24 protein-coding genes and 2 pseudogenes are annotated in these 23,283 nt (G+C 71.8%); 13 read left to right on the top strand and 13 right to left on the bottom strand.

Features of this window, described 5'->3' with window-relative positions; genetic code table 11:
- Nucleotides 1-5: 5 nt before the first annotated feature.
- Genes ACIBEC_RS40550 through ACIBEC_RS40535 form a run of 4 tightly spaced genes read right to left on the bottom strand, consistent with a single transcriptional unit; the run spans nucleotide 6 to nucleotide 3,435 of the window.
- The gene (locus ACIBEC_RS40550) at nucleotides 6-665 is read right to left on the bottom strand and encodes a response regulator transcription factor (protein WP_360505056.1); all 660 of its coding nucleotides are present in this window, start codon (nucleotides 663-665) and stop codon (nucleotides 6-8) included.
- A gap of 4 nt (nucleotides 666-669) precedes the next feature.
- Nucleotides 670-1,503, bottom strand: coding sequence for an FAD:protein FMN transferase (locus ACIBEC_RS40545; RefSeq protein ID WP_360505058.1), 834 nt, complete (start codon nucleotides 1,501-1,503; stop codon nucleotides 670-672).
- Nucleotides 1,504-1,508: 5 nt separating this feature from the next.
- Nucleotides 1,509-2,012: an FMN-binding protein gene (locus ACIBEC_RS40540; protein ID WP_360505060.1), complete on the bottom strand. Its 504-nt coding sequence runs from the start codon at nucleotides 2,010-2,012 to the stop codon at nucleotides 1,509-1,511.
- Nucleotides 2,013-2,025: 13 nt separating this feature from the next.
- Nucleotides 2,026-3,435, bottom strand: coding sequence for a ferric reductase-like transmembrane domain-containing protein (locus ACIBEC_RS40535; RefSeq protein ID WP_396290198.1), 1,410 nt, complete (start codon nucleotides 3,433-3,435; stop codon nucleotides 2,026-2,028).
- 520 nt (nucleotides 3,436-3,955) lie between these two features.
- Here ACIBEC_RS40535 and ACIBEC_RS40530 point away from each other — a divergent pair.
- The 4 genes from ACIBEC_RS40530 to ACIBEC_RS40515 all read left to right on the top strand — a co-directional run bounded on the left by ACIBEC_RS40530 (nucleotide 3,956) and on the right by ACIBEC_RS40515 (nucleotide 9,534).
- Nucleotides 3,956-4,414 (top strand): hypothetical protein, encoded by a 459-nt coding sequence (locus ACIBEC_RS40530; RefSeq protein ID WP_360505063.1) that lies wholly within the window; start codon nucleotides 3,956-3,958, stop codon nucleotides 4,412-4,414.
- A gap of 295 nt (nucleotides 4,415-4,709) precedes the next feature.
- Nucleotides 4,710-7,136, top strand: a complete 2,427-nt coding sequence (locus ACIBEC_RS40525) for a SpoIIE family protein phosphatase (RefSeq protein WP_360505065.1) — start codon at nucleotides 4,710-4,712, stop codon at nucleotides 7,134-7,136.
- A gap of 472 nt (nucleotides 7,137-7,608) precedes the next feature.
- The gene (locus ACIBEC_RS40520; RefSeq protein WP_360505067.1) at nucleotides 7,609-8,253 is read left to right on the top strand and encodes a DUF4389 domain-containing protein; all 645 of its coding nucleotides are present in this window, start codon (nucleotides 7,609-7,611) and stop codon (nucleotides 8,251-8,253) included.
- 147 nt (nucleotides 8,254-8,400) lie between these two features.
- Nucleotides 8,401-9,534, top strand: coding sequence for a Fic family protein (locus tag ACIBEC_RS40515; protein ID WP_360505069.1), 1,134 nt, complete (start codon nucleotides 8,401-8,403; stop codon nucleotides 9,532-9,534).
- A 30-nt stretch (nucleotides 9,535-9,564) separates the two neighbouring features.
- Here ACIBEC_RS40515 and ACIBEC_RS40510 read toward each other — a convergent pair whose 3' ends face one another.
- Nucleotides 9,565-9,801 (bottom strand): helix-turn-helix domain-containing protein, encoded by a 237-nt coding sequence (locus ACIBEC_RS40510; RefSeq protein ID WP_360505071.1) that lies wholly within the window; start codon nucleotides 9,799-9,801, stop codon nucleotides 9,565-9,567.
- A gap of 14 nt (nucleotides 9,802-9,815) precedes the next feature.
- Here ACIBEC_RS40510 and ACIBEC_RS40505 point away from each other — a divergent pair.
- Nucleotides 9,816-10,169 (top strand): annotated as a pseudogene (locus ACIBEC_RS40505) (family 1 glycosylhydrolase); the annotation flags it as partial.
- Nucleotides 10,164-10,289: pseudogene (locus ACIBEC_RS40500) on the top strand (family 1 glycosylhydrolase); the annotation flags it as partial. The pseudogenes ACIBEC_RS40505 and ACIBEC_RS40500, both read left to right, overlap by 6 nt.
- 46 nt (nucleotides 10,290-10,335) lie before the next feature.
- Here ACIBEC_RS40500 and ACIBEC_RS40495 read toward each other — a convergent pair.
- Together ACIBEC_RS40495 and ACIBEC_RS40490 are read right to left on the bottom strand one after the other, a co-directional pair.
- Nucleotides 10,336-11,343, bottom strand: coding sequence for a site-specific integrase (locus ACIBEC_RS40495; protein WP_360505073.1), 1,008 nt, complete (start codon nucleotides 11,341-11,343; stop codon nucleotides 10,336-10,338).
- Between the two features lie 469 nt (nucleotides 11,344-11,812).
- Nucleotides 11,813-12,793 carry a pirin family protein gene (locus tag ACIBEC_RS40490; protein WP_396290194.1) on the bottom strand — a complete coding sequence of 327 codons (981 nt, stop codon included), beginning with the start codon at nucleotides 12,791-12,793 and terminating at the stop codon, nucleotides 11,813-11,815.
- Nucleotides 12,794-12,879: 86 nt separating this feature from the next.
- Here ACIBEC_RS40490 and ACIBEC_RS40485 point away from each other — a divergent pair, with 86 nt between their 5' ends.
- From ACIBEC_RS40485 to ACIBEC_RS40470, 4 genes are all read left to right on the top strand, one after another.
- Nucleotides 12,880-13,368 carry a carboxymuconolactone decarboxylase family protein gene (locus ACIBEC_RS40485; RefSeq protein WP_360505076.1) on the top strand — a complete coding sequence of 163 codons (489 nt, stop codon included), beginning with the start codon at nucleotides 12,880-12,882 and terminating at the stop codon, nucleotides 13,366-13,368.
- Between the two features lie 102 nt (nucleotides 13,369-13,470).
- Nucleotides 13,471-14,202: a leucine-rich repeat domain-containing protein gene (locus ACIBEC_RS40480; RefSeq protein WP_360505078.1), complete on the top strand. Its 732-nt coding sequence runs from the start codon at nucleotides 13,471-13,473 to the stop codon at nucleotides 14,200-14,202.
- Nucleotides 14,203-14,432: 230 nt separating this feature from the next.
- Nucleotides 14,433-15,722 (top strand): threonine--tRNA ligase, encoded by a 1,290-nt coding sequence (thrS, locus tag ACIBEC_RS40475; RefSeq protein WP_360505079.1) that lies wholly within the window; start codon nucleotides 14,433-14,435, stop codon nucleotides 15,720-15,722.
- Nucleotides 15,723-15,904: 182 nt separating this feature from the next.
- Nucleotides 15,905-16,447, top strand: coding sequence for a hypothetical protein (locus tag ACIBEC_RS40470; RefSeq protein WP_360505081.1), 543 nt, complete (start codon nucleotides 15,905-15,907; stop codon nucleotides 16,445-16,447).
- Nucleotides 16,448-16,603: 156 nt separating this feature from the next.
- Here ACIBEC_RS40470 and ACIBEC_RS40465 read toward each other — a convergent pair whose 3' ends face one another.
- Nucleotides 16,604-17,014 carry a VOC family protein gene (locus tag ACIBEC_RS40465; protein WP_360505083.1) on the bottom strand — a complete coding sequence of 137 codons (411 nt, stop codon included), beginning with the start codon at nucleotides 17,012-17,014 and terminating at the stop codon, nucleotides 16,604-16,606.
- 82 nt (nucleotides 17,015-17,096) lie between these two features.
- On the opposite strand from ACIBEC_RS40465, the gene ACIBEC_RS40460 reads away from it, so the two are divergent.
- Nucleotides 17,097-17,606: a MarR family winged helix-turn-helix transcriptional regulator gene (locus ACIBEC_RS40460; RefSeq protein ID WP_360505085.1), complete on the top strand. Its 510-nt coding sequence runs from the start codon at nucleotides 17,097-17,099 to the stop codon at nucleotides 17,604-17,606.
- A gap of 16 nt (nucleotides 17,607-17,622) precedes the next feature.
- On the opposite strand, the gene ACIBEC_RS40455 is transcribed toward ACIBEC_RS40460, so the two are convergent.
- Nucleotides 17,623-18,246 carry a C40 family peptidase gene (locus ACIBEC_RS40455; RefSeq protein WP_360505087.1) on the bottom strand — a complete coding sequence of 208 codons (624 nt, stop codon included), beginning with the start codon at nucleotides 18,244-18,246 and terminating at the stop codon, nucleotides 17,623-17,625.
- 211 nt (nucleotides 18,247-18,457) lie between these two features.
- Between ACIBEC_RS40455 and ACIBEC_RS40450 the strand changes: the two genes are divergently transcribed.
- On the top strand, nucleotides 18,458-18,862 hold the full coding sequence (locus tag ACIBEC_RS40450; protein WP_360505089.1) for a RidA family protein: 405 nt from the start codon (nucleotides 18,458-18,460) through the stop codon (nucleotides 18,860-18,862).
- A 51-nt stretch (nucleotides 18,863-18,913) separates the two neighbouring features.
- Here ACIBEC_RS40450 and ACIBEC_RS40445 read toward each other — a convergent pair whose 3' ends face one another.
- The 4 genes from ACIBEC_RS40445 to ACIBEC_RS40430 form a co-directional block, all read right to left on the bottom strand.
- Nucleotides 18,914-19,402 carry an SRPBCC family protein gene (locus ACIBEC_RS40445; protein ID WP_360505091.1) on the bottom strand — a complete coding sequence of 163 codons (489 nt, stop codon included), beginning with the start codon at nucleotides 19,400-19,402 and terminating at the stop codon, nucleotides 18,914-18,916.
- Nucleotides 19,399-19,836: a metalloregulator ArsR/SmtB family transcription factor gene (locus tag ACIBEC_RS40440; protein ID WP_360505093.1), complete on the bottom strand. Its 438-nt coding sequence runs from the start codon at nucleotides 19,834-19,836 to the stop codon at nucleotides 19,399-19,401. The genes ACIBEC_RS40445 and ACIBEC_RS40440 overlap by 4 nt, the downstream gene beginning before the upstream one ends.
- A gap of 228 nt (nucleotides 19,837-20,064) precedes the next feature.
- The gene (locus tag ACIBEC_RS40435; RefSeq protein WP_360505095.1) at nucleotides 20,065-21,114 is read right to left on the bottom strand and encodes a hypothetical protein; all 1,050 of its coding nucleotides are present in this window, start codon (nucleotides 21,112-21,114) and stop codon (nucleotides 20,065-20,067) included.
- Between the two features lie 109 nt (nucleotides 21,115-21,223).
- The gene (locus ACIBEC_RS40430; protein WP_360505097.1) at nucleotides 21,224-21,889 is read right to left on the bottom strand and encodes a hypothetical protein; all 666 of its coding nucleotides are present in this window, start codon (nucleotides 21,887-21,889) and stop codon (nucleotides 21,224-21,226) included.
- Between the two features lie 402 nt (nucleotides 21,890-22,291).
- Between ACIBEC_RS40430 and ACIBEC_RS40425 the strand changes: the two genes are divergently transcribed.
- Nucleotides 22,292-23,146, top strand: a complete 855-nt coding sequence (locus tag ACIBEC_RS40425; protein ID WP_360505099.1) for a hypothetical protein — start codon at nucleotides 22,292-22,294, stop codon at nucleotides 23,144-23,146.
- The last annotated feature ends 137 nt before the right edge of the window (nucleotides 23,147-23,283 follow it).

The raw sequence follows: 23,283 nt of genomic DNA, 5'->3' as shown, positions 1-23,283 counted from the left end.
GCGGGTCATGGGGCGATCCGGTAGCCGGCGCCGACGACGGTCTCCACCAGTTCGGGCTGGCCGAGTTTGCGGCGCAGCCGGTTGACCGTGACGCGGACGGTGTTGGTGAAGGGGTCGGCGTGTTCGTCCCAGGCGCGTTCCAGGAGTTGCTCCTGGCTGAGGACGGCACCGTTGGCGGTGAGCAGGACCTGGAGGAGGGTGAACTCCTTGGCGGTCAGGGCGATCGGGTGGCCGGCGCGGTGGACGGTGCGGCGCAGGGTGTCCATGGTGAGGTCGCCGTGGGTGAGCAGGGCGGTGTGGGAGCGGCCGCGGCGGGCCAGTGCCCTGATGCGCAGGGTGAGTTCGGGGAAGGAGAAGGGCTTGCCGAGGTAGTCGTCGGCGCCCAGGCTGAGGCCGTCGATGCGGTCGCCGGGGTCGGACAGTGCGGTGAGCATGAGAATCATGGGGGCGTCGTTGCGGCCGGACAGGCGTCGGCAGATCTCGTCGCCCGAGGTGCCGGGCAGGTCGCGGTCCAGGACGAGGACGTCGTAGGAGGCGTTGACGTCGATCTTGTATAGGGCGCCGTCGCCGTCGTGGCTGACGTCCACGGCCATGCCCTGGTCGCGCAGCCCTTCGGCGATGCGCGCGGCCAGGCGTTGTTCGTCCTCGGCGATCAGGATCCGCATGGGGTCATCCTCTCGCGGACGAGGGCATGGCGGTGGCAGGTGCGGTGAGCAGGTCGGGCAGGCCGGTGGTGTGCCAGGTGGCGCCGAACGGGTCGATGGTCAGCGCCTGGTAGCCGGCGCGGGCGGCCAGGGCGGCCAGCCAGGCGTGGGTGGCGGCCCGGCCGCGAGGGTCGGTGGCCATGGCAAGGGCTGCGGTGGCGTAGCCGTCGGCGAGCGTGAGATCGGGGCCGGTGACGGTGACCTGGGCCAGCGCGGTGGCGGGGCGTGCGGTGCGCGGGTCGAAGACGTGGGCGCCGCGCTCTGCGGTGCCGGAGGTGGCCACGGCGCCGTCCCGCAGGTGCAGCACGGTCAGCACGCTGCCGGGGTGGTGCGGGTCGGTGATCCCGACCCGCCACGGGGCTGGGTCGTTGCCGCTGTGAAGGCGGATGTCGCCGCCTGCGTTGAGGATGTGTCGGGGTAGGCCGTGCGCGGCGGCCAGGGCGGAGGCGTGTTCTGTGGCCCAGCCCTTCACCGCGCCGCACGGGTCGAATCGGGGCGGGTCGCCGACTGCCCAGGCGTCGAACGCGCCGCCGCTGCCCTGCTTCAACCGCTCGCACAGGTCGAGGACTTCGCGGATCTGCGGGCCGTCGGGGTGGTGGACGAGGCCGGCCAGGGACAGGCGTCCGTCGCGGATGCGGCTGATCGGGCTGTCGGGCAGATACGGTGAGAAGACCTGGTCGACGTGGTGGAGGTGGGTGAACGCCGCGGTGGCGGCGTCCTGGAAGTGGGCGGGGTCGGTGGTGTCGGGGGCGGCGAGGGAGACGACGGTGCCCATGACGTGGTCGGTGGCGGTGCGCACGGCGGTCACCGGTGGGCCGCGTCGAGCGCGGCCTGGAGCGACTGCGCGTAGCCGTCGGACGTGTAGGTCGCGCCCGAGACGGCGTCGATGTTGGCGCTCTGCGCCTTCAGCGCCTCGGACTTGAGCTGGGGCAGGGCGTAGGAGTCGATCTGTGAGCTGTGGCCGCCCCTGGTCTGCTGCAGCACGGTGACGTCCGTGAGCCTGCCAGCGCTCAGCACGGCCTGGACCTGCACGGGACCGTAGGGGGTGTCGACCACGCTGCCGGTGAAGCGCCCGCCGGCCGTAGCCGTCGTGGGGCCGGGCGAGGGGGTGGTGGCCGGTGGGGGTGACTCGCCGGTGGCGGGAGCGGCGGAGTTCGTGGGGTTGTCACCCGCCGGTGAGGGTGCGCCCGGGAGATGGGAGGTCACGGCCAGCGCGGGCTTAGGGGCGCCGGCGGACTCGGCCTTGGCCCCGATGAGCAAGGCGAGGCCGGCGCTGGTGGAGAGCAGGGCCATCGTGGTCTTGCGCATGGTGCGTGCCCTCCTAGAACTCGAACGCTTCGCGGTGGATCCGCCGCCGGGGGACGCCCAGCCGCCGCAGCTGCTGCTCGGTGGCCTCGGCCATCCCGCCCGGCCCGCACAGGTACACGTCCCGCTGGGCGATGTCGGGAACTTCCGCGCGCAGCCGGTCGGCGGACAGCGGGTCGCCCTGGGGGCCGGTGCGCGGGCCGACCAGGGGGTAGAGGCCGAAGCCACGCCGGCGGGCGATGTCCTGCAGCTCGCGGTAGAGGACGAGGTCCTCGGGCCGGGAGGCGCGGTAGAGCAGGAGCACGTCGGAGCCGGTGCCCGGCAGGCTCTCGTAGAGCGCGCGGATCGGGGTGATACCGGCGCCGCCCGCGATCAGCAGCACCTTGCGGGCCGGGTGGCGGCGCTGCTCGGTGAAGGCGCCGTAAGGGCCCTCGAACCAGACCCGGGTGCCGGGACGCAGCCGGGTGAGGGCAGCACTCGAGTCGCCGAGGTTCTTCACGGTGATCCGCCACTGCCCCCGCTCGGGGGCGGCGGACAGTGAGTAGGGATGGGACTGCCACCACAGGCCGCGGGCCAGGAAGCGCCAGCGCAGGAACTGGCCGGCTTGGGCGCCCAACTCGTCCAGACCGCGTCCGGTGAGGTGGATCGACACAACGCCGGGCCCCTCGGCGACCACGCGGGCCACCCGCACCTGGTGGTGCAAGGAGCGGCGCGCCGGCACCACGACTCGGAAGACGAGGACTGCGGCGGCCACCGCGATGTGGGCGCCGGACCAGAGCAGGCGGTTGCGCGGCGAGGTGGAGAAGTCCGCGCCGACGGAGAACTCGTGCGCGAAGGCGAGTGCGATCGCGACGTAGACGAGCAGGTGGACGTGGTACCAGGTCTCGTACGGCAGCCTGCGGCGCACCGCGCGGGCCGATACGACGCCGACCAGCACCAGCAGGGCCAGGGCGGCGGCGGCCAGGAGCATGTCCGGGTAGTGGAACAGGACAGTGCCCGTCTCGGCGATCGGGTTCGTGCCGGACTGCCACGCGTAGCCGAGGGTGATCAGCACCGCATGGGCGACCGCCAGGGCGACCGTGTACTCGCCCAGCGTCCGGTGGTAGCGCGCCACTACGTCGGAGCCCACCCGGCTCTCCAGCCAGGGGATGCGCGCCATCAGCGCGACCAGCACCAGCAGCAGGTAGGCGGCGAGCAGGCCGGACAGGCGTCCGGCCGCCGTCACGTAGTCGCCGCCGCCGCGCAGCGAGCCCGGGATGGTGTCCTGCCACCAGAGCGCCAGGACAGCCGGTACACCGGCCCAGATGACCAGCAGCAGCGCTCGCGACCAGAGGTGGCCGGCGCCCGGCAGGCCGGACAGATGCCGCGGGGACGGACCTGCCCGGTGGCGGGCCTGCCGTGCGGAGGGTGTGCTCACGGTGGACACCGGCGGCTCCCATCACTCTGCGGGGATCTGACCGCACCACTGTCACCCCCGCCGCATAACACCCCGGTAACAGCCCCGCGCCGGTGCCGGCCAGAAGCACGGCCCGGCGCTGCTGCGCTTGTCACGGCGACCTGGTCGGTCGGGGCTTTGCGGGGGTGCTGCGGCCACGACTGCGGACGGATGAGTTCATCAAAAGCTCGCGCATGCGACTGCCATGTGAGCGCAGGGTGCACTGGGAGTCACACGTCCGGAGATCGCAGTGCGAGCGGGAAGGCCCAGCCGGGCCCGGCCTTCGATCCCGGCGACGTCGGCACGGTGGCGCCATTCAGAGGAATCTCAGAGGAAACGAACGTAGCACCACCACTGACATGTCGTCAGAATTGATGGCGCCACATCAATTCCGTGTTCCGCGGTAGCCCTCCGACGTGCACTTCCGGGGACTTCTCAGGGCTCATCAGTGTCCCCGGCGACCTGGTTGCTGCACCGCTCGGCCCCGATTTCCCGATCCCCGGAGGCACTGATGCCCACGCTTGCCCTTGCCCCTGCCCGTTTACTGCCCAGAGTGGTGGCCGCGCTGCTGTGCCTGGCGGTGTCCTGGATCCACATCCAGGACCAGGGAGGCTTCCCGGGGGACAAGACGCCGCACTATGTCGGCATTGGCTACTACCTGCTGGAGGTGGTCGGCGTGGCATGCGCACTGCTGCTCCTGGCCGGCGGCCGACTGCGCGTCGGACCGGTCGAGTGGCTTCTCGCCGCAGGGGTCGCCCTCGGCCCCCTGCTCGGCTTCGTCCTCTCCAGGGGACCCGGGCTGCCCGACTACAGCGACGACAAGGGCAACTGGACCGAACCGCTCGGCCTGGTCAGCCTCGCCGTGGAGGGCGCCCTGCTGGTCATGGCCGCCCTGGTCCTCCTCGACGCCTTCAAGAGCGCCCGGACCACTGCCGGGCAGCCCCTGCCCAGCAGTTCAAACGCCCGCTGATCCCGCGACCCGGGCCGACAGCCACCCCGGCGCGGGATGCGGCAGGTGCGGTGCCGCCGACTGGCGACGCAAGGTCTGCCACCCGGCCCACTTCGCAGTGAACAGCGCCTGCGCTTGGTGGCAGGCCTGAGGCAAACGTGGGGGCGGACCGTGGGGCTGCGCGCATGGGCTCGGCGGAGTAGAAGTGGAGAGAGGGGAGATCGACGGGACAGGCGGCAGCCGGTCCTTTCGGCCGCAGTCGAGTGCCGGTTCTCGGGAACGGGTCCGAGTCTGGCCGGGAAGGCGCCAGCGGGACATGCGTGATGCAGCCGCCAGCGGCAGACTCACGGGCCTGCCCGAGGACACAAGTCCGGCCACCGCGGTGATCGACGCGCGGGGCGTGGTCATCGGCTGGAGTGCACAGGCCGAGCGGCTGCTCGGGTACCCGTACCCCGAGGCTGTCGGCCGCCGGGCGGTGGCCTTGCTCGGTTCCGACTCCGTAGCCCTGACGCCGCAGCCGCACAGCACTGCAGTCGGCCCAAGCGCTCGGGCATGGCTACGACACCGGGACGGACACCGCTTGGAAGCTTGGCTGCTGGTGCACCCGTCACTGGATGTTGACGGCAGGCCCCAGGGGCTCGTCGTGGCCACACCGGTTGACCGCACGGACTGGCCGGCGCATGACGACGACGGCATAACGGACGCGTTCGTGCAGTGCGTCCTCCCCGTGGCGATCTGCGACAGCAACCTGCGAGCGCTGCGCGTCAGCGACGGCATGGTGGGCGAGAGCGGCCTGTCCGAGCAGCAGATCCGCGGGCGACGCCCGACGGACCTGCTGCCGGGTCCAGTCGGCGACCAGTTGGAGCAGGGCATGCTCCGGGCGCTGGAGACCGGCCAGCCGGAGCATCTGCGGGTGCACACGGCCCTGCGGGCCGGGCTCCGCGACCAGGTGTGGTCGGTCACGCTGTCCCCCCTCGAGGACCCGGCCGGCCAGGTCCGCCGTGTCCAGCTCACCGCCGTCGATGTCACCCAGCAGTACCGGGCCCATGAGCGCCTGGCCCTGATGAACAAGATCAGCGCCCAGGTCGGCACCACCCTGGACGTCACCCGGACCGCCCAGGAGATGGCCGACGCGGCAGTGGCCGCCCTCGCAGACTTCGTCTCCGTCGACCTGCTGGACTCGCTGTTGGGCGGCGTCGAGCCACAGCTGTCCGGCGGCAGCGTGGCGCTTCGCCGCGTGGCCCACCAGTCGGTCCTGCCCGGGGTACCCGAGTCCGTGATCAATATCGGCGACGTGGATGACTACCCGTCGTCATCGCCGCCCGCCCGCTGCCTGGCCACCGGCCGCTCCTCCCTGCACCGCACCCTGGACCAGGCCATCGGCGCGTGGAAGGCCGGTGACCCCGAGCGGGCCGCGGCGGTGAGCACGCACGGGATGCACTCGATCATCGTCATCCCGCTGAACGCCCGCGGCATCACCATCGGCGTGGCCGTGCTCGTCCGCCACCGGCGACCGGATCCCTTCGACGAGGACGACCTGCTGCTCGCCGAGGAGATCGGGGCACGCGCCGCCGTCGCCGTGGACAACGCCCGCCGGTACACCCGCGAGCGCACCACCGCCCTCGCACTTCAGCGCAGTCTGCTCCCGCAGCGCCTTTCCGGCCGGCAGGCCGTGCAGACCGCCTGCCGCTACCTCCCCGCCGACACCCGGGCGGGCGTCGGCGGCGACTGGTTCGACGTGATCCCGCTCTCCGGCGCCCGGGTCGCGCTGGTCGTCGGCGACGTGGTCGGCCACGGCCTACGCGCGTCGGCCACCATGGGACGCCTGCGCACCGCCGTGCGCACCCTCGCGGACGTCGACCTGCCTCCCGACGAACTACTCACCCACCTCGACGACCTGGTCACCCACCTCGCATCAGACCAGGGCGACACCACAGGTCAGGCCCTCGACATGGTCACCGACCTCGTCGCCACCTGCCTCTACCTGGTCTACGACCCCATCTCGCAGCGTTGCGCCGCTGCCTGCGCCGGCCATCCCCCACCCGCCGTCGTCACTCCCGACGGGCACGTCAGCTTCCTCGACGTACCCGTCGGCCCACCCCTTGGACTCGGCGGACTCCCCTTCGAAGCCACCGACCGGCAACTCGAACCCGGCAGCCTCCTCGCTCTCTACACCAACGGCCTCCTTCGGACCCCGGAGCGCGACCTCGGCCAGGGCCTTGCCGGGCTGCGCCGCGCACTGACCCACCCCGCCGCATCCTTGGAGGCCCTCTGCGACACCCTGCTCCAAGACCTGCTCCCCGAACTTTCCCAACGGCCGGACGATGACGTCGCCCTGCTCGTGGCCCGTACCCAGGCGCTGGACGCCGGCCAGGTCGCGACCTGGGAGCTGCCTTCCGACCCCGCCGCCGTGGCCGAGACCCGCGCCGCCGCGTCCCGCCAGGCGGTGGCCTGGGGGATGACCGATGACGTATTCACCGTCGAACTCGTCGTCAGCGAACTGGTCACCAACGCCATCCGCTACGGGGCCCCGCCCGTCCAACTGCGCCTGATCCACGACGGCGCCCTGATCTGCGAGGTCTCCGACAGCAGCAGCACCGCCCCGCACCTGCGCCGCGCTCGCACCTTCGACGAAGGCGGACGCGGGCTGCTGCTCGTCGCCCAGTTCACCCGGCGCTGGGGCACCCGGCACAGCCGCGTGGGCAAGACGATCTGGGCCGAGATCGCTCTCGAAAGCGTGTAAGACCCCCTCGACCGCCGTTGGCTGCGCGCAGCATCCCACGCGGCACGACGCCGACACCGGCGACCCGCGCCTTCAGCAGAGGGCGAAGCGGGCAGTGGCTTCGGGGGCGGTACGGGCCGGGCTCGCCTCCTACGTGAGCGATGACCCCGTCGGCGTTGTACGGGGGGACGGCGAGGAAGGCCGTCTGGTCGCTCACCTCGGCCTGTCGAAGCCCGCGACCTCTGACGCTTCCGGCAGACCGGAGAACCTCGGGCGCGTCGGTCGGCGTATGCGCCGCGCAGCGGGCAGAGCGCTTGCTGGCTCCCTGGCCGCCTTGCGGGGCCGGGGCCGTCCGGCCCTTCTCCCCGCTCAGTGACGGGCGGATCGTGGAAGCCTGCGGGACGTTCCGCGCTGGGCGGCCACCTGCGAGTGTCCGGGCCGACGGGTGGATCCGGCCGCCCCCGCGCACTCGGCCACCGAGGAGATGATCACCATGGTTGCCCCCGGAGCCTCTCCGGTCAGCGTGGAAGGCGACCTGGACCTGCCACTCTCACGCTGGCTGTGGCTGGTCAAATGGCTGCTCGCCATTCCGCACTGGATCATCCTGTTCGTCCTCTGGATCGCCTTCGTCCTGCTGACCGTGGTCGCGTTCTTCGCGATCCTGTTCACCGGCCGGTACCCACGCGGGATCTTCGACTTCAACCTGGGGGTGCTGCGCTGGTCGTGGCGGGTGTCGTACTACGCCTACGGCGGCCTGGGGACCGACCGGTATCCGCCGTTCAGCCTCGGTGAGGAGCCGGACTTTCCGGCGCGCCTGGACATCGTCTACCCCGGGCAGCTCTCGCGGGGGCTCGTCCTGGTGAAGTGGTGGCTGCTGGCCCTGCCGCACTACGTCGTGCTCGGGTTCTTCGTGGGTTCCGGCTGCCGGGACGGGGGAGTTTCGCTGATCGGCCTGCTGGCGCTGTTCGCCGGTGTGGCGCTCGCCTTCACCGCGCGCTATCCGGCCGGCATCTTCGACCTGCTTGTCGGGTTGAACCGCTGGGTGCTGCGCGTCGTCGCGTACGCGACCCTGATGACCGACTCGTACCCGCCGTTCCGACTGGACCAGGGCGGGACCGAACCGGCGGGCACGCCATGACATCACTCTTGAGGGGCCTCACGATCCAGTGTGGGACCCGTCAGAGGACGAATCCCGGGGCATTGGGGAGTGGCTCACTCCAGTGGGTGGAGCTGAGGCCCGTGGCCACTTTTTGACGTGACGATTCCATGATGGTGTCATGGCCTTATGCTCTACTCGCTGCCCGAACTCGAAGACTCCGACCTGACTGTCCTCGCGGAGATCGAGGAGGCGCGTGATCGGCTGCGCCTGCACCTGCGCACACCCCAGCGGTGGGAGGGGCAGCTGCGGCGCAACCTGACCGCGCGGGCGATCGCCGGGTCGAATACGATCGAGGGCTATGCGGCGAGCGTGTCGGATGTCGAGGACATCATGGTCGGCGAGAGCCCGATCGAGGCGAGCGACACCGTCACGGTCGAGATCGAGGGCTATCGGCAGGCCATGACCTACATCCAGCGCCTCGCGGAGGCCGGTGAGGACTTCGCCTACAGCAAGGAACTGCTCAACGCGCTGCACTTCATGATGCAGGGCCACCACCTGCTCAAGCGCCCCGGCTGGTGGCGCACCGGCGCGGTGTACGTCACCTCGGCCGAGGACCCGACCATCGCCGCCTACACCGCGCCGGCCGCCGAGCAGGTCCCGGCCCTCACCGGTGAGCTGATGGAGTGGCTCAACAGGGGCGACCTCGACGCGCCCGGACTGGTGCGGGCGTCGATGGCGCACCTGGACCTGGTGGCGATCCACCCGTGGTCGGACGGGAACGGGCGGATGTCCCGTGCGCTGCACACCCTGGTCCTGGCGCGTGAGGGGATCATGGCGCCGGAGTTCTCCAGCATCGAGGAATGGCTCGGCCGGGCCCGCAACACCTACCGCTACTACGACGTTCTCGGTGAGGTCGGCGGCCCGGTCTGGACTCCGGAGCGGGACACGCTGCCGTGGGTCCGGTTCTGTCTGCGCGCCCATCACCAGCAGGCCCAGACGGTCGAGCGCCAGGTGAACACCACCCGCGAGGTCTGGAGCGCCCTCGACGAGGCGATCGGGCAGCGGGGCTGGCCCGACCGCATGCTCTACGCCCTCTATCCGGCTGCCATGGGCAACCGCGTGCGCCGTGCCACCTATCAGGCGGATGCCGAGCTGAGCGAGCAGCAGGCCCAGCGCGACATCCGAGAGCTCGTCCGGGCCGGCTGGCTGATCGCCAAGGGTGAGGCCCAGGGACGCTACTACACCGGTGGCCCGGACCTGCCGGAGGAGATCACGCGCGGGGCGCGCGAGCCCCGGCCGCTGCGCGACCCGTACGCGTGACTCGACAGGTGTCGACGTGAGTGTGTGCTCTCACCGGCGTCTGCCGCGCGTCCTCCCGTTGCTGGGCCGGTACGCGTCTTTCACGATCTGAGCCAGATCGTCCTCGCTGAACATGCGGTGGCGGCCGATCTCCCGGTACGGCACGCGGCCGGTGGCCGACTCCGAACGAAGCCAGGCCACGCCCACGCGCAGGCGCTTCGCGGCCTCCGTGATCGAGTACAGCAGGGGTTCATCCCTCTTGGCCTTGTCGTTGGCCGAGGGAGCCACGGGCCTGCGTTTGCCCTGACGCCGTCCGCGACGGGCACACGGGCGCGGTGGCCTGCGACGACTACCACCGGTACCCCGAGGACATCGCCCTGATGAAGGGCCTCGGGCTGGACGGCTACCGCTTCTCGCTCTCGTGGTCCCGCGTCCTGCCCGCCGGTGCCGGCGCCGTCAACCCGGCCGGACTTGCCTTCTACGATCTCCTGGTAAACGCCCTGCTGGAGGCGGGCATCGTGCCCCTCCCCACCCTCTTCCACTGGGACCTCCCACAGGGTCTGGAGGACAACGGCGGCTGGCTCGACCGCGACACCGCGTACCGCTTCGCCGAGTACGCGACCGTGGTGGCCGACCGCCTCGGCGACCGGATGCCCACCTCGACGGCCTCGTCGCCGAAGGCATCGACGTCCTACACCTGGTCCCTCCTCGACAACTTCGAATGGGCTGAGGGGCTGTTCTGTCAGAGGTTCGGCCTCGTTCCCGTCGATTTCGCGACGCGGCGGCGCATCCCGAAGGCCTCGTACGCCTGGTATCGAGACCTCATCGCTGCTCACCGGGCGCGGCCTCGGGGCCAGCGGCAGGTGTGGGGGTGCGGCGGAGGAGGGTCGCACCGTCGGGGGCAGCCGGTTCGAGTTCGATGGCGCGGCGTAGTTGTTCCATGCGTTGGGGCAGGGGGTGCCAGCCGGGTTCTGCGGCCATCTCGGTGTTGAGGTCGCGGATTGCGCGGGCATAGGCGCGGGCCAGGCCGCGGAAGTGCAGGGGCAGGCCGGGGCGGGGGTGGCCGCTGGGGGCGATGCTCACCCACAGGGCGTCGGTGGTCTCGTTACCCGGGCCGACGGGTTGGGTGGTGTCGCGTACGACGAGGTGGCCGCGGATGGTGAGCCAGTGGCGCATCGCGGCCTGGGTGGGCCTGGATAGGGCGACGGTCTCGGTGGCGGGCGTGGTGTGCGGGTTGCGGTGCTGGGGGAGTCGGGTGAGGCGGATCGTGCCGTGGTGCAGGTCGACGTCGTCCGTGTGCAGGGCGCAGAGTTCGCCGGCGCGGCAGCCGGTGTCCAGCACAGTGCCGATGATCGCGAGGATCCGGCTGCGGGATTCGGACCGGCCGGGGCGGGCCAAGTGTTCCAGGTGGCCGAGGAGGATGCTGCGCGGGCGGGCGGCGACCACCGGCCGGAGCTCGGCCCGCGGCCGGTTGCGGTCCGGGGTCGTGACGGTGATGCCGGCCTGGTCGCCGAGGATGCGGAGGCAGTCCTCCCGGACGCGCATGGACGCGGGTGAGGCTTGGTCGGGTCGTGCGGCGGGCTTGCGCCGCAGTCCGCCCCGCTCGGCGGCTGTGAGGTAGGCGGCGAGGGTGTCCGGCGCGAAGAGCAGGGCGAGTGAGCCGGCGGCCGTCGGCGCGATCGCGCCCCTCTCCAGGGCGGTGCGCAGTTCGCCGGTGACCCAGCGCAGTTGCTTCGCCCGGGAGGTGCCCGTGGGCGGTTCGCAGGCGCGCCCGACGAGGGCATCCAGGGCCTCGACCAAGGGTGCCGCTGCCATTGGGACGTCCGCCATGGGGGTCACCCTAGCGCCGAGGCGGGGCGGGTCGGCAGGTGCTTGCCGGCAGAGGGGGCTCGGAAGGCCCCGCAGGGCGCGAACGTAATAACTGGCTTGAAGCAAGATCGTCGGTGGGGGACAGGCGGCATGGTGGCTGTCCTCTCCGACCCGCGCCGCTCCGGTAGTGACCGTCCTTCGGCAGCCGGCGAGGGGGCCGTGCCAGGGCATCCGCCGGTTCTCACGGCGCCACCCGACGATGACTTCCCGGGCTCCGTGAGTGCTCCGATCGATTCTGATGGACCGTCAGCAAACTCGGCATTGAGTCAGCATCGGTCCTGTCAGACGCTGTCGCGGATGGTCGAACGATGTCACGCGTCAAGTGCGGAGCCGAGTGTCGGCGGGGGCGCTTCGAGGGTGGGCGCAGGGGACTCCGGCTCGGGGGTGCGGCGGACCCGGCTGCCGCACCCCCGATCGGCGAACACCCAGGTCAGCGCACGTTTCCCCGGGGCTTGAGGGGGATCCCGGGGAGCTCCGGGGCGGGCAGCCGGTCGCCCGGGTAGCCCTGGACCTCGCCGAAGCGGTCGGGGTTCGCGGAGCTCATCCATTCTTCGCGGGCTCGGGTAATGTCTTCGTGAGACCGCCCGATGAAGTTCCACCACATGACGATCTGCTCCTCGAAGGGCGTGCCGCCGAGCAGGATCGTCCGGGCATCGGTGTCGCCGGTGTTGGTGAGGGTGATGGCAGTGGAGCCGGGGGCGAGGTAGCCGAGGTCGGCGGCGTGCAGCGGGGTGTCGGCGAGGCGGACCTCGCCGCAGTCGACCAGGAGGCCGTGCTCGAAGGCGGGGTCGACGGCGAGGGTGACGGTGGCGTGCGGGCGGAGGGTGAGTTCGGCGCCGAGCAGGGGGGTGAAGGTGGGCACGGGGGAGGTGTCGCCGGCGAGGGTGCCGAGGAAGACCCGGGCCTCGCCGCCGGCCAGGGCGACCGGGGTCGGGGCGTGGTGGTGGAAGTTGCGGCCGGTGTGCCGGTGTTCCTCCGGCAGGGCGACCCACAGCTGGACGCCGTGCAGGGTGGTGGTGGCGGGGGTGGAGACCTCGGAGTGGGCGATGCCGTGGCCGGAGGACATCAGGTTGACCTCGCCGGGTCGGACGAACGCGTGGACGCCGAGGCTGTCCCGGTGCTCGATCTCGCCGGTGAACAGCCAGCTGACGGTCTGCAGGCCGGTGTGCGGGTGCGGGGCGACGTCCATGCCGCCGGTGTGGGCGACGTCGTCGGGGCCGTAGTGGTCCACGAAGCACCAGGCGCCGATCAGGGAGCGGGAACGCTGCGGCAGCGTCCGGCGCACGGTCATCGCGCGCGGGCCGCCGAGCGGGACGTCGCGCGGGGGCAGGACCTCCACGCGGGGGGCGGCGGGCGGCTCGATGAGGTCGGTCTCGGTGGTGCTCACGGTCGGGGTCCCTCCCAGGTGCATGGTAGTTCTATATTCAACTATCATGCCATGGCAGAGTGGCGCGCGACAGTGATCAGCCTAAACAGTGATCGGCCCGAGGAGTTCAGGTGAGTGATGTGACGGTGGTCCCGACGGACCGGCGGGTGTTCATCGACAAGCAGAGCCCCCAGGCGTACAAGGCGCTCGTCGCGGCCGCCGAGGCGGCGCGCGAGGTGGCGGCCGAGGCCGGGCTGGACCGTCGACTGGTGGAGCTCGTCAACCTCCGGGTGTCGCAGATCAACGGCTGCGCCTACTGCCTGAACGTGCACACCAAGGCCGCGCTGCGCGAGGGCGAGACCACGCAGCGGCTGGGCGTGCTCCCGGCATGGCGCGACACCGAGCTGTTCGACCCGCGGGAGCGCGCCGCGCTCGCACTGGCCGAGGCGACCACCGACCCGGCCGACGCGGCCGCGCAGGAGGCCGCGTACGGGGCCGCGCGCGAGGCGATGAACGAGGCCGAGATCTCGGCGGTGGTGTGGGTGGCGATCGCCATCAACTCCTTCAACCGGGTCTCCATCATGAGCAAGCACCCGGTCCGCCCGGCCCCGGCGCGGTAGCCGCTCCGCCGGAGGGCCTCCGCCTGAAGGCGTGGGCCCTCCTTCGGCGGGTGCGCGACCGGTTCCTCCCACGAGGGGAGGGGGCGAGAGTAGAGTGCAGCCGTGACGGACGTGACCCTGAACCTCTGGCGGCAGCCGCTCGACGAGGTGCCGGCCGAGGTGTGGGACCGCACCGACCTGACGGTGCTCATCCTCGCCGACACCGGGATCTCCGAACTCCCCCCGGCCATCGGACGGTTGGCCGCTCTGCGCACCCTCGACCTCGGGCACAACAAGCTCGCCGAGGTCCCCGCCGGGCTGGGCGACCTCACCGGGCTGGGCGACTTCCTCTACCTGCACGACAACGCGCTGACCGCCCTGCCGGACGCCCTCGGGCGGCTCACCGCACTGCGCTACCTCAACGTCGGCGAGAACCGGCTCACCGAACTCCCCGCGGCCATCGGCGAGATGACCGCCCTGGTCGAGCTCCGCGCGCAGCACAACCGCCTCGGCGCGCTGCCCGAGGAGATCGGCCGGCTCCGTGCGCTACGCGAACTCTGGCTCCGTGGCAACGAGTTGACCGCACTGCCGGACTCCATGGCCGGCCTCACCGAGCTGCGCGAGCTGGAGCTCAGGGAGAACGCCCTCACCGAGGTGCCGGCCGTGCTCGCCGGGCTGCCGGTGCTGCGCCGCCTCGACCTGCGCGGCAACCGGATCACCGAACTGCCGCACTGGCTGGACGAACCGGGTGCGCTGCCCGCGCTCGAGAAGCTGGACCTGCGGTGGAACGAGGTGCGGCCGTCCGCCCGGGTGCTGGACGCGCTCGGTGCGCGCGGCTGCGTCGTCCTGTACTGAAGCCGCCCGCCTGTCGAGGCAGTTCGTCGGACCCCCTCGGAAAGATCTTTCGCGCGTCTTCCGACCTGCTACGGTTGATCGCATGAAGCGCGCTGCACTCGTCACGACGACGCCGGAGAGAGTCCCGGCGCGCTGACTGCTGACCTAGTCCGAAGCCCCGGGGCGAGTGCCCCGGGGCTTCGTCGTCTCCGGCTCCACTCGCCCGCAGCCCCAGAGTGGAGACCACTGCCATGAACGCCCACCCGTCGCACGGCCGGCCCCTGCCCGACCAGCCCCGGAGCTGCCGCCCCCAGCACGACCACCGCAAGCTCGGCCGCGAACTCGACCTCTTCGACACCGACCCGCTGATGGGCTCCGGCCTCCCGTACTGGCTGCCCGGTGGCGCCGCGATCCGGCACACCCTGGAGGAGTTCATCCGAGGCCGCGAGCGCCGGGCCGGCTACCGCCACGTCTACTCCCCGGTGCTCGGCAAACGAGAGCTGTACGAGATCTCCGGCCACTGGGCGCACTACCGTGAGGACATGTTCCCGCCCATGGAGCTGGGCTCGGAGGAAGTGGTGCTGCGGCCCAGCCTCTGTCCGCACCATGCCCTGATCTTCCGCTCCCGCCCCCACAGCTACCGGGAACTCCCGCTGCGCATGGCCGAGTTGGGCGGAATGTACCGCTCCGAGCTGTCCGGGGTGCTGGGCGGACTGACCAGGGTCCGGGCGATCCAGCTGAACGACGCGCACGTGTTCTGCACCCCCGGGCAGGCCGCCGACGAAGCCGTCGCCGCGCTGGAGTTGATCCGCGAGGCACACCGGGCGCTCGGCATCGTGCCGGTCCGCTACCGCCTCTCGCTGCCCGGCGACGGCGGCAAGTACGTGGCGGATCCCGCGCTGTGGGAGCGCGCCACCGCGCTGCTCACCGATGTGCTGAAGCGCTCCGGGGTGCCGTTCGAGGCGGCGGAGGGCGAGGCCGCGTTCTACGGGCCCAAGATCGACGTGCAGATCGCCGACGGCGCCGGGCGCGAGTTCACCCTCTCCACCGTCCAGATCGACTTTCACCAGCCCGAACGGTTCAACCTGCACTACATCGGCCCGGACGGCGCCAAGCACCGCCCGGTGATGGTCCACCGCAGCGTGATCGGCAGCGTCGAGCGGGTGGTCGCCCACCTGATCGAGCTGTACGGCGGCGCGTTCCCGGCCTGGCTCGCGCCCGCCCAGGTCGTGCTGCTGCCGATCTCCGACGCCGAACTGCCGCAGGCCGAACGGCTCCGGCAGCGCTGCCTGGACCTCGGCCTGCGCGCCGAGGTCGCCGGTCCCGAGCACGGCAGCCTCGGCGCCCGGATCCGGGAGGCCCGGCTGGTGCCGTACCAGGCGGTGATCGGCGCCAAGGAGGCCGTGGACGACCGGGTCGCGCTGCGCCTGCGGGACGGCCGCCGACTGGAGCCGCTGCCGGCCGAGGAGGTCTGGGCGCGGATCGGTGCCCTGGTGGCCGCGTGCAGCGCCGAGCTGTGGGAGGTCGGCGCGGAGGGGTGACCGGGCCGTCGCGCGGGCGAGGGGCACGGGGGTCGGACCCCGGGGCCGGTGGCATACGTACGACTAGTGCGGTGCGCGGTGTGTCGGTGACGCCGTGGGTGGCGGCCGCCCGTCGAATGGGCGCGGCGGCCGGGTCCAGGGCCGCCGCTGTCCCCCTCTGCCACCTGTACCGGAGGTATCCCGTGCGCATCCCGCGCAGACTCGTCGCCCCCGCCCTCGCCGGCTGTCTCTCCCTCGCCGGGGCGGTCGTCGCCGCTCCGGCTGGCTCGGCCCAGCTCCGCCCGCTGCCCGTGCCCGATGTCCAGTACTGCGCGGCCGTGCTCGGGCACGTCCCCGGCGCGGACGCGGCCTCGCCGGTCCTCGGCCGGGCCTGCTCGCCGGACTCCCGGGCCGACGCACTCGCCCGGGCCGACGGCCGCACCCGCACGGCGGAGCAACCGGCCGACCGCACGCTGCTGCTGGAGGAGTACAAGGACATCAACTTCGGTGGCGGCGTCATCTACACGTTCTACGGGGACGCGGGCGGCTGCGACTCCACCGGCTACCACCTGGTGAACTACATCGACGTGGCGCTCAGCGTGTCCTCGATGCAGGGCTACAACAACTGCAACACCGTGCACCTCTGGTCGCCGCTCAACGACGAGGAGGTCCTGGGCCTGCCCGCCGGCTACCTCGGGCCGAAGTTCAACGACGCCGTACGCGAGCTGCAGGTCTACCACCGCTGACGGCTCGGCCCGCCGGGTGCTCCGGCCGCCGGCCGCCGGCCGTCGGGCGCGTGCCGGGTCGCCGGCCGCGGACGTCGGAGAATCGGCTCCTGTGGTCACGCCTTGGCTCGGGGTGGGGCGGGGTGGGGCGGGCCCGGGCCGAGCGGGACGGTTCTCTCAGTACGACTGGAGCTCGATCAGGTGGCCGTCCGGGTCGCGCAGATGGGCGGTCCGGAGGTTCGGGCCCCACTCCGGGCGGTCGGTGGCCTCGACGGCCAGGGTGCCGCCGTGGCGCAGGCAGAGGTCGAGGGCGGCGTCCACGTCGTCCACTCGGAAGGCCAGCATCGCGGCGTCCTGCGCGGGTGCGGCGGGGCGGGCCGGCTGCTCGGCGGTGCCGAGCGTGGCGGCCATCGCGGCGCGGTCGTAGAGCACCAGGACGGCCTGGTCGGCGAGGTCCCAGTTGGCGTACGGGCCCCCGGGTGCGCCCTTGACCAGGGTGGCGCCGGTGAGCGGCGGGAGGATCGCGCCGTAGAAGGCGAAGCAGTCGGCGAAGCGGGTGACGAGCAGGCGGGGGTACAGGGCGTCCACGGTCGAACTCCTGGGGGCGATGGGTTGGGGCCGAAATTAGTGGGTTGCAACCCACTATAGGGAGAGACCCTAGACTTCCGCCATGGCCTCCGAGAACCCGCCCCCCGCTTCCGAGCTCCCTGCTTCCGAGCCCGAGCGCGCGCCCGAGCTCCCCCCGACGCTGCTGGACCTGAGCACCTACCTGCTCTCCCGGGTCGGGAAGACGGCCCGCGGCCGGCTCGCCGAGCGGCTGGCCGAACGCGGCCTGCGGCTCTGGGACATGGCGGTGCTCGCCTCGCTCGCCGACTTCGGTCCCCAGGCCCAGCGGGACCTGGTGCGGCGGTTGGGCCTCGACCCGAGCGACCTGGCCAAGGTGGCCGACCAACTCGCCGCCGCCGGGTACGTCGAGCGCGCCAGGGACCGGGCCGACCGGCGCCGGGTCTCGGTCTCGATCACCGACGCCGGACGGGCGCTGCTTGCCGAACTCGACGCTCAGGCGCGGGCGGTGCAGGACGAGGTGCTCGCTCCGCTGGACGCGGGGGAGCGAGAGGTGCTGCAGTCGCTGCTGCTGCGGGTCCACCGGGGGTCGGGGGAGCCGCGCAGGGGACTGTGAGCGGGGAAGCGGGCGCTCAGCCGACGGGCTGCCCGGGGCGGCGCGCGCCGGCGAACTCGCCCGCCCAGCGCGGGAGGTCGAGCACCTGCTCGACGCGGGCGATCAGCGTCCCGGTGCGCTCGGCGTGGATCATCGCGCCGTCGCCGACGTAGACCCCGACGTGGTGCAGGGGCGCGTCGGGACGGGAGAAGAACAGCAGGTCGCCGGGGGCGAGCGCGTCGCGCTCCACCGGGGCGCTGCGGTTGAACTGCGCGACGGTGTAGTGCCCGAGCTCGACGGTGCCGTGGCTGGCCCGGTACCAGCAGTAGAGCGACAGGCCGCTGCAGTCGAAGCCGACCGTCTTCTCGCCCAGGCACACGCCGTTGAGGTAGCCGTTCTCGTCGTCGCAGAAGCCGAGGCTCGCGCCGAGCCGGTCTCCGCCGCCCCAGGCGTACGGCACACCGATCTGGGCCGCGGCCACGGCGGCGACCCGCAGGCCCAGTGCGTCGCTCGGCGACGTGCTCCTCTCGGGCGGCGCGGTGGGGATCGCGTGCGCCGCCGCGGCGAGTGCCGGGACCAGGCCGGCCCCGAGCGCGAGGCCGAGCATGCGGCGCCGGCCGACGCCGGTGCCCTGGTCGCGGTCGGACGGTTGGGGTTCCATGGGCGGCTCCCGGACGGTGGTTGCGGGTGGAAGTGCGCGTAGCGGCACCAGGATTCCGTTCCGGCGGGGCCGTCCGCCATCACCCGCAACGGTGAATCGTGGGCGCACCGGCCTTGGAACGGCGGGAAGTTCCTCGCTAAATGGTTTGACGGTCGTTCAGGTAGAGCCAACGATGGGCGCGAACGTTCGGTCGGGACCGTAGGAGGACCTCATGAGCAGCGCCGTCAAGCTGATCCGCACCACGCGTCTGACGCCGGCCGTCGACTACGCCTACGGCGCGGTGGTCGAAGCCCCGGCGCGCTCGCTGTGGCTGGCCGGGGCCTGCCCGCTCGACGAGGAGGGCCGGACGGTCTCCGTCGGCGTCTACGAGGGACAGGCCCACCAGGTGATGCGCAATCTGATAACCGTGCTGGAGGACGCGGGCGCCGGGCTCACCGACATCGCCCGGACCACCGTGTACGTGGCCTCCGGGGACCGGGCGGACCTGGTGAGGGTGTGGAACGTCTACCGCGCGTACATGGGGGAGCACGACGTGCCCAGCACGCTGCTCGGCGTCTCGGTGCTCGGGTACACCGACCAGTTGGTGGAGGTCGAGGCGGTGGCCGTGCTGCCCTGAGGGATGGCCGCGCCGCCCTGACCGCGCGGAAGCCCGGCGTGCCGAGGCGGGTCAGCTCGGGGCGAGCAGGGCGTCCAGCTTCCGGTAGCCCTCGACCACTCCGTGTTCCATGCCGCTGGCCAGGATGGCGTCCCGGGCCACCAGGCTGTCGACCACCGACAGCACGGTCACGCGGGTGCGGCCCTCCCCGGCGGGTTCGAAGGTCGCGGTGTCCAGCGAGACGCCGTCCGGCACGCCCTCGTACGTGAAGGTCTGGACGAGCCGGGTGGTCGGCCGGACCTCGTGGAAGGAGCCGTAGAAGGCGGCGATCTCCTGGCCCTCGCGGTGCATCGAGTAGCGGTAGTGGCCGCCGGTCCGCACCTCCCAGGTGTCGATCTTCATCTCGAGGTCCTTCGGGCCGAGCCACTGGGCGACGAGCTCGGGCTCGGTCCAGGCCTGGAAGACCCGCTCCTGCGGGGCGTCGAACTCGCGGACGATCCGGATGGTGGGCAGCTGCGGGTCCGCCTCGATCCGGGTCTCGGGGCCGGTGGTGGAGGTCATGACGGGACTCCTTCGCTCTGCTGGGGCTTCGGTCGGTCGTTGTCTTCGGTGTCGTTGTTGCCTTCGTGGTCTTCGTTGTCTTCGTCGTTGTCGGTGCGGGGGTGGGCGGTGTGGTCGGCCATGTCCGCGAGGAGGGCGTCCAGGCGGCCGAACCGCTCCTCGGCCTGGCGCCGGTACCGTTCGATCCAGCTCGTCATCACGTCGAACACCTGCGGCTCCAGGTGGCAGGGACGGCGCTGCCCGTCCCGGCTGCGACTCACCAGCCCGGCCTCCTCCAGCACCTTCAGATGCTTGGAGACGGCCTGCATGGTGATCGCGTAGGACTCGGCCAACTCACCCACGGTCGCGTCCCGGATCGACAGCCGGGCCACGATGTCCCGCCGCGTCGGATCCGCCAGGGCCACGAACGCCCGGGACAGCTGGTCGACAGCCACCGCACACCCCTGTTCATCCTCAACCGATTGGTTGAGAACAACGCTACGCCGCTCCGCCCGCTTGTTCAACCGTTTGGTTGTGGAAGCCGCTGGTCGGCAACGGGTGTGGCGCCGTCGGCCGGGCACGGGTCCTTCTCGACCGGGGGAGGTGCCGGTCGAGGAGGGGTTGAACGGACCGAACCGGGGCTGAACGAGTACGGGCTGAACGAGGAGGCGCCGACCGAGAGGTCAGGCCACCCGGGTCTGCGCCCAGCTGTAGAGGCGGCGGGCGCTGTCGCCGAGGCGGGTGGCGTAGAGCGTCTTGCTCTGGCCACCCGCGAGTTCGTCGCTGGTGGTGGTGACGCCGACGACGGTGCCGATGCCGGTCCGGGTGTCGAACTGTGCGAGGTGGGGGCCGCCGCTCGCCCCGTGGGACATGTCGCAGGGCTCACCCCACAGCAGGGGGGCCTTGGGGCCGGGCTGGGCCGGTCCGGCGCAGTGGATCATGCGTGATCCGGTGTAGGAGGCGCTGGGGTTGTTGAGTCGGTCCTTCGGGTACCCGAAGGTGTGGATGAACTCGTCCTTGACGGGCTTGGTGAACGCGATCCGCTGGCTTCCCGTGACGTCCGCGACCCGCCGTCCCCCGGCTGAAGGGTTGGCCACGAGCATTCCCGTGTCGTAGCCGGCGACGGCGATACCGTCCGAGGTCGTCGTGCTCGGATCGGCGTCCCAGCGGGAGGACGTGGCCACGCTCCTGATGGTGAAGCCGCCGAGCGGTTTGGTTCCGTTGCGGTAGCCGGGCACGAAGTAGAGGTTGTGGTTCCACGTGGCGTCGGTGCCGGGAGCCCCGATGGCCCGCAGACAGTGCGCGGCCGAGATGACGGTGCTGCGGTTCGCGCTGGTGACGACCGTTGCGGTGCAACTGCCGTCGTAGCCGTCGGCGAAGGTGAAGAAGAGACGGCCGACGCTCGTGTTCACCGCTCCGCCGTGCGTCCAGGTCGATCCGGGATCCAGCGTGTTCGCGGGAAGCGGATGCGGATCGTCAGGCGTGTTGTCGTCCTCCGGCACGGGGGTGATCTCGGGGACCATGGCGCCCGCCAGCTTCATTCGCATCGGCGTCCAGTAGGTGTCGATCCGGCTGCGCTCCTGTTCGGTTGTGGCGCCGGAGTGCGTCGTGACGGATTCCTGCTCCGCGGCGAAGGCCGTGTCCGGCAGCAGCACCGCGGCGGTGGTCGCACTCAGCAGGAGGGCTCCCGCGGCGGCGAGCTTGCGGGGAAATGCTCGGTGGAGGGCTGACATCGTTGCCAATCTTGGGTCGGGTCGGGTTGGCCGGGTGGGGTTGGTCGGGCGCGGCTCGATTCGGGAGGCGGTCGTGACCACCGGATCGGGGCGTGCCGGCGCCGACGCCTCAGGAGCGTTCGGCGGCCTTGTACAGCGGCTTCGTGATCGCGGAGGTGAACTGCGGGCCGACCAGGTGCCGGAGGCAGGCGGCGTTGCCGTGGTCGCAGACCTGTCCCGAGGAGTCGAAGAAGGCACTCAGGGTGTCGTCACCCACCGTGCCGATCCCGGAGGACGGGTCGAAGTCGGCGATGCGGGGACCGCCGCTGGAGCCACCGCCCAGCACACAGGGAGCGCCCCACTCGCCCCGGGGCTCCGGGTGCTCCTTGTTGCGGAGCCAGGTGGCGTCGGCGACCCCGGCGCGGGCGACGAACGTGCCGTACGGTGCGAGACCGTCGTGGTAGCCCGGGACGAACAGCTCGTTCGACAGCCACTGATTGTCGTTTCCCAGGAGGTCGGGGCTGTTGACGCAGTGCCCCGCCGTGACGACGGTGCTGCGGTTGGCGCTGTTCACGACGGTCGCGGTGCAGCTTTCGTCCTCACCGTGGTTGGTGAAGAACAGCCTGCCGACCGTCCTGCTCAGGGTGTCGGCGCCGGTCCACGGAGCTCCGTCGGGGGCACTCCTGGGCGTATTGCCGGACGACGGCGTGGTCAGGGCGGCCATCCGCTCGGGGGTCCAGTAGCCGAGGACGGCCTGCTGCTGCGCGGCCGTGACCGCCTCCGGATGGACGACCACCCGGCTTGTGGCGGGCCCGCTCCCTGCGGCCCCGTTCTTCGTTGCGGCTCCTGCGGCTCCTGCGGCTCCTGCGGCTCCTGCGGCTCCTGCGGCTCCTGCGGCTCCTGCGGGCGCGGCCAGCGCCGTGCCGGCTGCCAACACGACTGCTGTCAGGACGACTTGGGCGCGTGCTCGGTTGCGGGTCCTGGTGTGGTGACCGCCGATCCGGTCATGGATAGGTGACATGTCAGGCACCGTAGGGACGCGACGTCAGAGTCCCGTCTACGGCGAGTCTCATCCCTTCATCGATGACAGCAGAATCCGGTAGAGAGCGTTTCATTCCTGTATCGGTCGCAGCTGCCCTGCTCGCCCCTGCGCTGGTCCGGGGGCGTCCGTGATCCGGCGCTGTGGGAGCATGATCGGATGCCCGAGCAGCCTGATGCCCAGCCCGATGCCCAGCCTGATGCCCGGATCGACCTGCCGGCAGACCCGCAGGCCGACCCGGTGTCCGGCCGGTGGCCGCTCGCGCCGTCCGGCGAGACCGACTGGCTGGGGGAGCTGTGCGGTGACGGCGTGCTCGGGTTCATGGCGCCCGCGATGCCCGACGCCGTCTGGGTGCTCAACGCCATGTACGAGCATGAGCGGGGGCCGAGCGAGCTCTCGTACAACGACTACCGGCAGACCCGGTTGGCGGACGGGAGCGCGCAGCCGCGTGTGTTCATGGGCGTGGACCTCGATGCCGTGGGTGTCGTCACGGGTGGTGACCTGGGCCGAGCCGAGCACCCGGGGCCGGGCTGGCGCCGGCTGCGCTGGGCGGAGCTCGCGGAGCGGACCGGCGATCCCGTGGTGCCCGAGGGGCTGCTGCCCTGCAACCGCTGCTTCCCGTCGGCGAAGAAGGACGGCAGCTGGCCGCTCGGCATCGTCCCGCCCACCGAGGGGAGCCTCGACCGGGAGACCTGGAACCGCCTGATCGCCGTCCTCACCGCGTACAGTCCGGCCGGCCCGGACACCCGGTGCCTGGCCTACTACAACCCGCTGATGCTCGGGGACTTCGACAACGTCCATGTGCGCGCGGGCCGCCTCGGCGACGCCGAAGCCCTCTACGACACCACCGACGTCGACGCCAGCCCCTCCAACCTCTGGGCCGCCGACCGTTCCTGGGTGCTGTGCACCGACTACGACCTCTGGGCCACCAAGGTCGCCGGACCCCCGGACCTCATCGAGGCCCTGCTGGGCGACGTCGAGCTCGAAACCATGCGGCTGCCCTGGGCGACCTGACACCGGGCCGGACCCGCGAACCCACGCGGACCGCCACCGCACCTGCGCGCGAGGCTTGCGTGGTGACTCCGAACCTGACTCCCCGCAACCTGAGCCGGGACGACGTGAGCCCCGCCCGTCCCGATGGACCCGGCCGC

Source organism: Kitasatospora sp. NPDC051164, from assembly GCF_044455625.1.
GTDB lineage: Bacteria > Actinomycetota > Actinomycetes > Streptomycetales > Streptomycetaceae > Kitasatospora.
The sequence above is the reverse complement of the archived record's forward strand: the minus strand, read 5'-3'. Positions and strand labels throughout refer to the sequence as shown.